The organism is uncultured Devosia sp., assembly GCF_913055165.1.
Lineage (GTDB): Bacteria > Pseudomonadota > Alphaproteobacteria > Rhizobiales > Devosiaceae > Devosia.
Map to the genome: position 1 here is coordinate 1 of NZ_CAJXJS010000088.1, position 10547 is coordinate 10547.

The window sequence follows — 10547 nt, forward strand, 5'->3', positions numbered from 1 at the left end:
CTGGTGGCCGCGGTGGTGCGGGTGGCAATGGTTTCCTCGATGCGGTCGGCACCTGCCTCGAGATCGGCCATGGACTGGGTGATCGAGGTGCTGATCGAGGCGTTGAGCGCGGCAAGCCGCTCGGCGGTGATGTCGGCGCGGGCGGTGATGGCCTCGGGCAGGGTGCCCAGGCGCTGATCGACCATGTCGGCAATGGCCTTGCGGGCCGAGTTGACGCCAGTCTCGATAAGCTCGGCGGCCTGACGGGCGCTGTCGCCCACCGTGGCGCTGGCGCTTTCGATACGGGCGGCAACGCCGGCCTCGGCATCGGAGATGCGGGCGATGGCGCTGTCCAGCCCGGCGCCGAGGGATTCGTTGACTTCGCCAACCTTGCCGGCGACCCGGTTCGACATGTCGTCGAGACGGACTTCCATCGTGTCGGTGACCTGGCGCAGCGAGCTCTCGATGCTCTCGCGGGCCTTGGCGCCGTGCTGGTCGAGGGTCTCGGCCAGTTCGCTGGTATGCAGGCCAATGGTCTCGCCGATCGAGGCGGTGTGGGTCGAGAGCGTGTCTGACAGGGCCTGGGTGCGCGCGTTGAGCGCGTCGGAGAGTTGCTGGGTGCGGGTATTGACCGCGCCTGCCATATCCTGCGTCCGTTCGTCCAAACGGGAGATGAGGCCCTCGGCGCGCTCATCGAGCTGGGCAGTGAAGGCGTCCGTGCGCTGATCGAGTTCGGAGGTGAGCGTGCTGGTGCGCTCGTCGAGACGCGACACCAGAGTGCCCGTGCGCTCGTCGATCTGGCTGGCAAAGTCACCAGTGCGCGTTTCCAGCTCCAGCGAGAGGGCGTTGGAGCGTTCGGAAATCGTGTCGCTGAGCAGTTGAGTGGTCTGGGTCAGCGTTTGCTCGAGGCGCTCGGTCTGGCCGGACAGGGTATCGGCCATGCGCTGGGTGCGGCCAGCGATGGCCTGATCGAAGGTCTGGGTGCTGGTCGAGAGGGTCTCGCCCAGTTCCTGGGTCCGCTGACGGATGGATTGCGACAGTTCGGCACTGCGCGATGACAGGGCCTCGGCCAGTTCGCCGGTGCGGGCCGTAATGGCATCGCTGACTTCAATGGCGCGGGTCGACAGCACATCGTCGAGCTTGGTGGTCCGGCTATCGAGCGCCTCGGTCAGAATTTCGGCATGGCCATCCAGGCTGTCGGAGATTTCCTGGGTGCGATTGGTCAGGGTCTCGGTGATGGCCTTGGTCTTGGCGCCAATGACATCGCTCATCTCGCGGGTGCGCTCGGCGACGATGTCGTTGAAGCGGCCGGATTCCTCGTTGAGCGCCATTTCCAGCACATTGGCGCGGGCGGCAAAGCTGACACCCTGCTGATCGAGGCGCTGCACCAGGCTTTCGCCCTTGTCGCCGATGACATTGTCCAGGGCATGCAGCTTTTCGTCCAGGAGCCCGGTGATCTCGGTCAGGCGGGTATCGAACAGGCTCAGCGAGTCCTGACCGGCTGTCGACAGGGTCAGGCGGGCACGCTCGGAGGTGTCGTCCAGGGCGCCATTGATCTCGATGATGGCAGATTGCAGCCGGCTGTCGAGCGCGTTGAGCTGGATGGACACGGATTCATCGAGCTGGCGGGTGAGGGTGGCGAGCAGCAGCTCGGCCTCGGTCGAGCGGCTTGAAATATCCCCGGAGACGCGGGCGCCAATAGATGCCAGTGCCTCGCTGACTTCCTCGCCACGGGTGCGCAGCTGTTCCAGCAGCGAGGTGCCGCCATCCGTCAGCAGGTTGGAAAGCGCCTGGGTGCGCTCATCAAGGGCAGAGGACAGGGCGCCCGTGCGCGATTCGATCAGGCCGGCAATGGCACGGGAGCGATCTTCGAACGAGCCGGTCAGCGCCTCAGTCCGCTCGGAGAGCTGCTGGGTGCGGGTGTCCATGGCCAGCGCGATGCTGTCGGCGTGGTGATCCAGCGCGTCGCTGAGCTTGCTGATGCGGCTTTCGATGCCCGCATTGATCTCGGCGGCGCGCTCATCCAGGGAGCGGCCGAGGGAGGCGGCATTGTCTTCAAAGCTCAGCGACAGGCGGCCGGTGCTCTCGTCCAGGGCGCCCAGGAAATCGGCGGTCCGGTTGTCGACCAGTGAGACGAAGCCTTCTGCCCGTTCGGAGAATCCGGTTGTCAGGGTGTTGCCGGCGGTTTCGAGGGCGCGGGTGAGGTTGCCACCGCTTTCGACAATGGTGCCGGCAATGCGCTGGCTGATCATGTCGAGGTCGAAAACGAGGCCGGTATGGCTCTCGGTGATGGCCTCACGGACGCGCTCGGTGTTGGTCAGCACGCTTTCGCGCTGGCTGGCGAGTTCGGCAATCAGCGCGCGCATGCGCGATTCGTTGTCAGAATAGGTGCGCTCGAGTGCGGTGACCTCATTGTGGATCATCACCTCGAGCTCGCCGGCGCGCGAGAGCGCGCGTTCGAGACCGTCGCCCAGGGCATTGACCTCGCGGCGCACGGCCTGGCCCACCGAGGCGACCTTATCGGCGGCGGTGACTTCGGGTTCGGCCAGACGGATGGCGGCCTGGGTGATCGAGGAGGCGGCATTGCGCAGGTCGGCGGCGCGGCGGAACAGGGTTGCGACCGCAAAGAAGCCCAGTACCGGGACCACCATGATGGCCAGGGTGGCCACGAACTCGATGGAGCCGGCGAAGGTGCCGAAATCCAGCATCTGCGGGCCAAAGCGCATCCAGGCCACGGTCGCGACAGCGGCGATCCAGATCACGGACAGCAGCAGGGCCAGCCAGGTTGGCGCGGCCGAGGAGCGGCTTTGCAGGCCGTAGAGAAGTTTGGAGGCTGAGACCCGATCGTCATTGGCAACCGCGCCGGCCTGCTGGGCAATCCGGTCGGCCGCACGCAGGCGTTCGGAGCGCGCGGGATCAGGCTTCTTGTCCTGCTTCTTTTCCTGGGCGGGCTGCGCCGGTGGGTCCAGATTGAAAACGGAGTCCTTGAGAGCGTCCTCGACAGCCGAGAAGGCCAGGGCGGCCGGATCGTTCTGGGGGGTCGGATTCTTCGCCATACTCTTTACAACTCTCGCGTCGGCACTGCAGCTACACGGCGGTCTTTACGAGCAGTCATGGCAGAAGGGCCCTTTCCGGGCCGGTCGCCAAACCGGAACAATTCGATGCAAATGCCCCGCATCGTCCCCCCAACCCTCGCCGCCGCGCGCTGGTTCAAAGCTCATTCATACATTCAATTTTATGCAAACCGAACGGTTTCTTACCCAAAGGTTAATTTTTGGGTGGGAAACGTTAAGGAATGGACGGCCAAACAAAGGCGAAGATGTGGCTTAATCCCTCGTTCACGCCCTCGGCCTTAGGCTTGTGCACAAGGCAGGGCAGAAATGCCCGGCCTGCAGTCAGGAGTAGCCAGAATGGCGCAGCGAGCTTTTATCGAAAACGCGCATCCGCAACCGCACCACCGGCCCATGCGGCCCGTGGATCTGGTGCATCTGGCCAAGCAATGCCTGGGCGACGAGAATCTGGAGCTCGAAGTGCTCCGCCTGTTCGATACCACGCTCGCCACCTATTTCGGGCGCCTCAAGCTCGCCACCGCGTTCGACGATCTGGCCATCAACCTGCACTCGATCAAAGGTGCGTCCGCTGGCGTTGGTGCCTGGAATGTTGCGGAGCTGGCCGCGAGCCTGGAGAAGGATCTGCAGGCGGGCCGGCCGCTCAAGTCAGAAAAGATCGACGATCTCGGCATGGCCATTGAAGAGGTCCGGGATTTCGTGGCGCGGATGCTGGCGAACAGCGAAGAGGCCTGAGCCGACAGCAGCCCAGAGGCGCCGTTCTATTCTTCTGCTTCGCCTACGACTCCCACAATTTGTAGTGGTAATTGCATCGAGCTATTTGGGGGGCGCTCCTTTTCGGATATTCGACAGCGCAGGGCGAACTACTTGCACAAAACAGAAGAACACGGGGGACGGCATGCCGACATTAGAGCAAATGCGCGAGCGCGACTATCGGGCAGCCAACGCCAAAGGGCCTACCGGGCTCGGGGGGTGGCTCATCCTGCCCTTGATTGGCATGATTTCATCGCCAGTCTTCAACGCAATTGTCGTGCTGGACTCCCTCGAGGTTCTCGGGCCGGGATATGTCCTGACCACTCAGCAGGCATTCGCAGTGCGATTTGAATTGGTACAGGCTGTAGTGATCGGGCTTGCGCCAATCGGCTTGTTGGTGCTGTTTTTCAAACGGAAGAAAATGTTCCCCGGCGCGTTCATTGCCTGGCAGGCTGTGAACTTGATCTGGATGCTGATGGCGTTTGCACTAACTCAAAACGCGTTCCGCGACTACTACGAAGCATCTGGGGTCAGCTTTTGGGGAGATGGCAACGGACGAACATTGGTGGGCGCTTTGCTGGGCATCGCCATCTGGACCGGATACATGCTCAACTCGGTCAGGGTCAAGAATACGTTTGTGCGCTGAAAAGCAGCCCAGCGGTGCCACGACCGGCGTTTCGCTGGTGCGCGGTTTGACCGCATGCTTGTGTTTCGCCTATAGAGCGCCCAAATGAAATAGGGCCGCGTGGTGTGTTGCGCTGGCCGAACCATCCAGCAGTTTCCATGTCCCTGTCCAATGTTGCCGAGGTCTCGCCCCGGCCCACCGCCGAACCCTATCGCCTGCGCCGGACCTTCGCGATCATTTCGCACCCGGACGCGGGCAAGACGACGCTGACCGAGCGGCTGCTGGCCGCTGCCGGTGCCATCCAGCAGGCAGGCGCGGTGCGCGGCAAATCCGGCGCGCGTTCGACTCGTTCGGACTGGATGGAAATGGAGCAGCAGCGCGGCATTTCCATTACCTCGTCGGTGATGACCTTCGACTATGACGGGCTGACGCTGAACCTGCTCGACACGCCGGGCCACTCGGACTTCTCCGAGGATACCTACCGGACGCTGACCGCGGTGGATGCTGCCATCATGGTGATCGACGCGGCCAAGGGCATCGAGAGCCAGACGCTCAAGCTTTTTGAAGTGTGCCGCCTGCGCGACATTCCGATCATCACCTTTATCAACAAGGTGGACCGCGAGGGCCTGAGCCCGCTCGACCTGATCGATGAAATCCAGGGCAAGCTGGCGCTCGACCTGACACCGGTGCTGTGGCCGATCGGGCAGGGCGTCGATTTTGGCGGTTATATCGACCTGGTCGAGAAGCGCGTGCTCAATCCGCAGGGCAAGCCGATTGCCGAATTCGAGGCTCTGGAAGATTTGCTTGAGGTCGACGAATTGGTCGACAATCCGGTGTTCATGAATGCGCTGGAAACGCTGGAAATGGCCCAGGCCATGCTGCCGGGTTTCGATCTCAAGACCTTCCATGAAGGCCATCTGAGCCCCGTGCTGTTCGGCTCGGCGCTCAAGGGTGTGTCGGTGGCCGAATTGCTGCGTACGCTGGGCGATTGGGGTCCCGAGCCCAGGCCTCAACCGGCCCTGCCGGCACCGATTCCGCCGGCGGACAAGAAGGTTACCGGCTTCGTGTTCAAGGTGCAGGCGAATATGGACGCTAATCACCGCGACCGCATTGCCTTTGTGCGCCTGTGCTCAGGCAAGTTCGAGCGCGGCATGCGTTTGAAGAATGTGCGCTCGGGCAAGGACATGGCTGTCTCCAATCCGATGTTCTTCTTTGGCAATAATCGCGAGCTCGCCGAGGAGGCCGTGGCGGGCGATATTGTCGGCATTCCCAATCACGGTACGCTGTCGGTCGGCGATACGCTGACCGAGGGCGCCAATATCAATGTGACGGGTATTCCGAACTTTGCGCCGGAAATCATCCGCCGGGTGCGGTTGACCGATGCGATGAAGACCAAGCAGATGGCCAAGGCGCTATCCGATCTGGCCGAAGAGGGCGTGACCCAAGTGTTCCGCCGCATGGTGGGCGCCGACTGGATCGTTGGCGTGGTCGGTCAGTTGCAGCTCGAAGTGCTGTCGGCCCGCGTGGCCAAGGAATATGGCGTGCCGATCACCTTTGAAAGCATGGGCTTTGAAGTGGCGCGCTGGGTCGAGAGCGATGATCCAGACGAATTGAAGCGCTTCATTGCCGCCCAGAAGGTCAACATGGCCGAGGACCGCAACGAAGCGCCCGTGTTCCTGGCGCAGAATGCCTGGTGGGCGGACCGGGCCAAGCAGGACTGGCCGAAAATCCAGTTCCTGACCACCAAGGAACGGCATTGAGCGCGCCTGATCGAATAGCGGAATTCGTCGCGGCGGTGCGCGAGGCCTTTGCAGACGGCACAATCGTGCGGCTCAAACTGGGCGGCTACCACGGGCCGGAGGCCGATCTGAAATCGGTCGAGGGGCGCAAGGTCTCGATCAAGGCCGGTGAACGGCTGAGCTTCGTCTTTCGCCATAAGACACGGGACATCACCAAGAATTTGTCGCTGGACGAGGTCGCCGGCTTTCTCTCGGACGGATTGGCTCGGCATTATCGCAGTGCGCGGCTGGAGACGACCGGGTTTGACCTGCAATTCGAACGCCAGGGCGACAAGCTGCGGCTGAAGCGTAGTGAGGTCGCCGGCCGCGCGGTCGCGGAGGCCAGCCATGACCGTACAAAGAACCGGGCGCTGACCGATACGTCCTCGGTGTGGCTGCACGCGCTGGGGATCACCGGCAAGGACGGGCAGGTTCGCAATGACGCGCAGGACAAGTTCCGCCAGATCAACAAGATGGTGGAGATCTTTGCGCCGCTGATTCAGCAGCTTAAGGCAACGAATCCGCGTATCCTCGATATGGGCGCGGGCAAGGGCTATCTCGATTTCGCGCTCTATGACTATCTCGCCAACCGCGCGGGGCAAGCGGCTGAAATCATTGGTGTCGAGCTGCGTCCGGCGCTGGTTCAATCCGGGAATGCGCTGGCCAAGGACAGCGGCTTTGAGGGGCTGCGTTTCGAGGCCGGATCGATCCTCGATTATGACGCCGCCGGCGCCGATGCGGTGATTGCACTCCATGCCTGCGACACGGCGACGGACGATGCGATCTACCAGGGCATAAAGTCGGGCGCTGCGCTCATTGCCGTCGCCCCCTGCTGTCACAAGCAGATCCGCAGGCAGATTGAGGCTGGAAAATCCGACGATCGGCTCGACTTCCTGCTGCGCCACGGCACCTTTATGGAAAAGCAGGCCGAGATGGTCACCGATGGCCTGCGGGCCCTGCTGCTGGAAGCCTCGGGTTACCGCACCAAGGTGTTTGAATTCGTCTCGGACGCGCATACACCCAAGAACAATTTGATTGTTGCGCAAAAGGGCAATGCCGGGTCACGCCAGGCGGCGCTTGACCGCGTTGCGGCGGTCAAGACGATGTTCGGCATCGAGACGCACTATCTCGAAGGTCTGCTTGGCCTTTAGCCGCGGTCAGCGGGTGACCTGTCCGGCAAAGCAGCCGAGTGTGTAGGGATAATCCTCGGTGAAATGGTAGTGGTACATCTCGACCAGTTGGCCATCCCATTCGACCATCCCGACATGGCCGTGGCATTCGTCGAGGTCCCCGCTATGCAGGATTTCTCCACTGCTCTCATACATGCCGAATAGGCCGAACCCGTCGAGCGCATAGCCGAGCAGGTCGCTGTGGCCGCCGGGGCCCGAGCGGGTGTCCACGAAGCAATCCGAGTAGTTGTGGTAGTGGTATTCGCCCTGACGCTCGGGATGGCCATTGCAGCTGTCCTGGATTTCGTGAGCGGGGGCGTCGTCCCCCTTGACATCGAGCGCATTGTAGATGGCGGCGCCCGACAGCGCGAGGCCGATCATGCCCATGGGCACGCAGGTCGGGGATCGGGCAAGCTCCGGCGTCTGGTCCAACGACAACACGACCCGTTGTGCCGCGATTGCATTGGGATTTCGATCATATTGGTATGCGTCGTCGGACCGGCTGACGGGGAAGGTGCCGGTGGTATGCTCCGGCAGGCCGTTGGCTCGGATCACGCGCTGATCACCTTCTAGGGTGATCGTTATCTGGCTGGGCCAATTGACCGACCCATCCACGATCGGCTTGATGTCCGGCTCCCATGTGCCGGCCGCCTCGTCGAGCCAGGCGCCGCTGGCCTGGGCGCCGACGCCGTAGGCGGGAAACCGCGTCTGGCAGGAATAGACATAGCCCTGCTTTGGGGCAGACGAAATCCTGCCATCGCCCAAGGGCAGATCATGTGCGCTGCTATTGGCCATGCCAAGAGCCATAGCCAGCACGACAGTGGCTGGCCGAAGGGGCCGGTTTGATGGTCTGATCATTGTGTGTCTCCTCACCGTATTGCCAGCTACAGTGCAGACCGATCGTGCCGTCGGCGACTTAATTTGCGGATATCTGCGTGACAAATTGGAATGGCTGGCATCCCTTGCGACGCTACCCGCCTGCCTTTATATCCGGGGTGCAGCAAGGACGACCATGACCAAGATCACCTATATCACCAACGACGGCGAACGCATTGAAACCGAAGCGGAAAACGGTTCGACCGTGATGGAAACCGCCATCATGAACGCCGTGCCCGGCATCGTGGCCGAGTGTGGCGGTGCCTGCACCTGCGCCACCTGCCATGTCTATGTGGACGAGGCCTGGCGTGCGGTCGTAGGCGGCCCGTCCACAATGGAAGAGGACATGCTGGATTTTGCCTTCGACGTGCGCGAGAACAGCCGCCTTTCCTGCCAGATCAAGGTGCGGGACGAGCTTGATGGGCTGGTCGTGCAGGTGCCCAGCCGCCAGGGTTAGGCGCGCCTTCTGAGCAAAATTTTCGCGCAGCCGCGCCGCAAAGGATTCTTTTGGCGGCGCAGGGCGTGTGGAGCGCTTGGCTTTCCACGCCAGTCGGGCGCAAGGAAATATAAAAGCTATTGATTTTCAACGTCTTGTTGGGCGAGGGCGGATTGGACTATTTTGCCCCAACTCTCGAACAGGACGACTATGGGACTTCTCAACACATTTCCGTTGAGCTTCAAGGTCAAGGGCAAGCGCATCATCATCGTCGGCGGCACCGACGAGGCCCTCAACAAGGTCCGGTTGGTTTCTAAGACGACTGCATCTGTAGAGATTTACGCCCGGCAGATCGAAGCTGACTTTTCTGCCTTTCCGGTTGCAGTGTTCGAACGTGCTTTGCGAGCGGAAGATGTTGTCGGGGCGGCGCTGGTGTTCGTGGCGGAAGAGGGGCCGGATGCAGAACTGGCCAAGGCCGAGGCTCGGCGGCTAGGTATTCCGCTCAATGTGGTGGACGTGCCCGCCGAGTGCGATTTCTACACACCCTCCATTGTTGATCGCGCGCCGCTGACCGTGGCGATCTCCACCGAGGGCGATGCGCCGGTGCTGGCGCGGCTGGTTCGCGCGCAGATCGAAGCGCTGCTGGCGCCGGGGATCGGCAAAATCGCGAGTCTGGCCGGTGGGTTGCGGCACAAGGTTGAAAATCTGATTCAGGATGGCGCTGCGCGGCGGCGCTATTATGAGGACCTGGTGTCCCGGCCGGATATGGATGCTGGCGCGGCCGAAGCCTTGCTGGCCCAGCACGCCGCCGATGGTTCGGGGCAGGGTGTGGTCTGGCTGATCGGCGCCGGTCCGGGCTCGGAAGACCTGCTGACCCTGCGGGCCCAGCGCCTGCTGCAGCAGGCCGATGTGATCGTGCATGACCAGTTGGTGCCGGCAGCGGTGGTCGAGATGGGCCGTCGCGATGCCGAGCAGATTTGTGTGGGCAAGGCGCGGGGGCATCATTCCTTTTCGCAGGCGCAGATCAATACGCTGATCGTGCGGCTGGCAGCGGAGGGCAAGAAGGTTGCGCGGCTCAAGTCGGGCGACCCGATGGTGTTTGGACGCGCGGGCGAGGAAATCGCGGCCCTGCGCAAGGCGGGCATTGCCTATCAGATCGTGCCGGGTGTCAGCGCTGCGCTGGCGGCCGCGGCAGATAGCGCGACGCCGGTGACCCTGCGTAAGGTATCGAGCGGCTTCGTGATGGCGACCGCGCACGGCGCAGAGGACAGCGATCTCATGCATTGGGCAGCATTGTCGCAGTCCGGCCTGACGCTGGCGCTCTATATGGGCAAGGCGATCGCGGCCGACGTCGCAGGGCGGCTGGTCGCGCATGGTGCCGCACCGGACCTGCCTGTCGGCATCGTGGTCAATGCGGGGCGGACCAATCGTGCCCTTTACGCCGCAACACTGTGGCAGCTAGCCGGTGGCGCGGTGGTATTTGCCGATGGTCCGGCGGTCATTCTGGTCGGCAAGGCTGTTGCCGCCGGCGACTGGGCCGGCGCGGCCGATGCGGCTGCAGAACAATTCAAGGTGGCGTGAGCATGGAAATCCTGACGGGCAATGAACTGACCTCTGGCGCGACGGTCTATCTGGATGCCGCCGGCAACTGGGTCGAAGACCTGCAGGTGGCGCGGCTGTTCTCCAAGGAGGACAAGGCCGAACTCGACAGCGCGATCGTGGCCACCAAGGCGACCGGTCGCGTAATCAGCCTTGAGGCTGAAGAGGTTGAGCAGGTGGACGGGCAGATCGTGCCCAAGCGCCTGCGTGAACGCATTAGGGCGGCGGGCCCCACCGCTCCCCTGACTCTCAATGGGCAGGCGT

Annotated in this window: 9 protein-coding genes; 7 read left to right on the plus strand and 2 right to left on the minus strand. The window is 62.7% G+C overall.

Translation table 11 applies throughout. The features are described 5' to 3' along the window. On the minus strand, positions 1-3035 hold a 3035-nt coding region (locus QZ564_RS18025; RefSeq protein ID WP_297113096.1), incomplete at its 3' end, for a hypothetical protein. 324 nt (positions 3036-3359) lie between these two features. Between QZ564_RS18025 and QZ564_RS18030 the strand changes: the two genes are divergently transcribed. From QZ564_RS18030 to QZ564_RS18045, 4 genes are all read left to right on the plus strand, one after another. Next, a complete protein-coding gene (locus tag QZ564_RS18030) occupies positions 3360-3782 on the plus strand; it encodes an Hpt domain-containing protein (protein WP_297113099.1) in 423 nt (140 codons plus the stop codon). A gap of 163 nt (positions 3783-3945) precedes the next feature. Continuing rightward, positions 3946-4446 (plus strand): DUF2569 domain-containing protein, encoded by a 501-nt coding sequence (locus QZ564_RS18035; protein ID WP_297113101.1) that lies wholly within the window; start codon positions 3946-3948, stop codon positions 4444-4446. Between the two features lie 137 nt (positions 4447-4583). Continuing rightward, positions 4584-6185 (plus strand): peptide chain release factor 3, encoded by a 1602-nt coding sequence (locus tag QZ564_RS18040; protein WP_297113103.1) that lies wholly within the window; start codon positions 4584-4586, stop codon positions 6183-6185. Beyond that, entirely contained in the window at positions 6182-7354 is a 1173-nt protein-coding gene (locus QZ564_RS18045; RefSeq protein WP_297113105.1) for an SAM-dependent methyltransferase, read from the plus strand. Before QZ564_RS18040 ends, QZ564_RS18045 begins: the two co-directional genes overlap by 4 nt. Positions 7355-7360: 6 nt before the next feature. Here QZ564_RS18045 and QZ564_RS18050 read toward each other — a convergent pair whose 3' ends face one another. Then, a complete protein-coding gene (locus tag QZ564_RS18050; RefSeq protein ID WP_297113107.1) occupies positions 7361-8230 on the minus strand; it encodes a YHYH protein in 870 nt (289 codons plus the stop codon). Positions 8231-8384: 154 nt separating this feature from the next. On the opposite strand from QZ564_RS18050, the gene QZ564_RS18055 reads away from it, so the two are divergent. From QZ564_RS18055 to QZ564_RS18065, 3 genes are all read left to right on the plus strand, one after another. Beyond that, positions 8385-8705, plus strand: a complete 321-nt coding sequence (locus QZ564_RS18055) for a 2Fe-2S iron-sulfur cluster-binding protein (RefSeq protein ID WP_297113109.1) — start codon at positions 8385-8387, stop codon at positions 8703-8705. Positions 8706-8894: 189 nt separating this feature from the next. After that, positions 8895-10265: a siroheme synthase CysG gene (cysG, locus tag QZ564_RS18060; RefSeq protein WP_297113111.1), complete on the plus strand. Its 1371-nt coding sequence runs from the start codon at positions 8895-8897 to the stop codon at positions 10263-10265. Positions 10266-10267: 2 nt separating this feature from the next. Then, the coding region (locus QZ564_RS18065; protein ID WP_297113113.1) for a DUF2849 domain-containing protein at positions 10268-10547 on the plus strand (280 nt) is incomplete at its 3' end.

Bases quoted from the DNA above. Each gene is read 5' to 3' on its own strand.
- QZ564_RS18030 (WP_297113099.1), top strand. From the start codon at position 3,360: ATGCCCGGCCTGCAGTCAGGAGTAGCCAGAATGGCGCAGCGAGCTTTT.
- QZ564_RS18035 (WP_297113101.1), top strand. From the start codon at position 3,946: ATGCCGACATTAGAGCAAATGCGCGAGCGCGACTATCGGGCAGCCAAC.
- QZ564_RS18040 (WP_297113103.1), top strand. From the start codon at position 4,584: ATGTCCCTGTCCAATGTTGCCGAGGTCTCGCCCCGGCCCACCGCCGAA.
- QZ564_RS18050 (WP_297113107.1), bottom strand. From the start codon at position 8,230: ATGATCAGACCATCAAACCGGCCCCTTCGGCCAGCCACTGTCGTGCTG.
- QZ564_RS18055 (WP_297113109.1), top strand. From the start codon at position 8,385: ATGACCAAGATCACCTATATCACCAACGACGGCGAACGCATTGAAACC.
- cysG (WP_297113111.1), top strand. From the start codon at position 8,895: ATGGGACTTCTCAACACATTTCCGTTGAGCTTCAAGGTCAAGGGCAAG.